At 70.2% G+C, this 706-nt stretch carries 1 protein-coding gene; it reads left to right on the plus strand.

Annotated elements, in window-relative coordinates:
* Positions 1-80: 80 nt before the first annotated feature.
* A complete protein-coding gene (locus QZH66_RS14295) occupies positions 81-602 on the plus strand; it encodes an aromatic amino acid lyase (RefSeq protein WP_305806609.1) in 522 nt (173 codons plus the stop codon).
* Positions 603-706 lie beyond the last annotated feature (104 nt).

The raw sequence follows: 706 nt of genomic DNA on the forward strand, positions 1-706 counted from the left end.
ACCCTTTTCTGCACAGGCTGCTTATGTCCACCTCCGTTTTGCTGAACCCTGATGCTGCCCCCGTCTCGGCGGCCGCGCCCTTGCCCCACGCTGAGGCCCATACCGGCGCGCACCCCACCGAACTGGTGCTCACCCCCGGCCAGGTGGACTTGGCCCTGCTGCGCCGCATCCAGGCCGGCGGTGTGCGCCTGGCGCTCGACCCTTCGGTGCGCAACGCCATGGCCCGTTCGCAGGCCGTTGTGCAGCGCATCCTGGACAACGACGAAGTGGTCTACGGCATCAACACCGGCTTTGGCAAGCTCGCCAGCACGCGCATCGCTGCCAACCACCTGGCCGACCTGCAGCGCAACCTGGTGCTCTCGCACAGCGTGGGCACCGGCGAGCCACTGGCGGCGCCCGTGGTGCGCCTGGTGCTGGCCACCAAGGCGGTGAGCTTGGCGCGCGGCCATTCGGGCGTGCGTCCCGAACTGGTCGATGCGCTGCTGNCGCTGCCAACCACCTGGCCGACCTGCAGCGCAACCTGGTGCTCTCGCACAGCGTGGGCACCGGCGAGCCACTGGCGGCGCCCGTGGTGCGCCTGGTGCTGGCCACCAAGGCGGTGAGCTTGGCGCGCGGCCATTCGGGCGTGCGTCCCGAACTGGTCGATGCGCTGCTGGCGCTCTTTAACGCCGGCGTGATGCCGCGCATTCCGGCCAAGGGCTCGGTC

The sequence above is a fragment of the Stenotrophomonas sp. YIM B06876 genome (assembly GCF_030711595.1).
In the GTDB taxonomy this organism is placed as follows: domain Bacteria; phylum Pseudomonadota; class Gammaproteobacteria; order Xanthomonadales; family Xanthomonadaceae; genus Stenotrophomonas.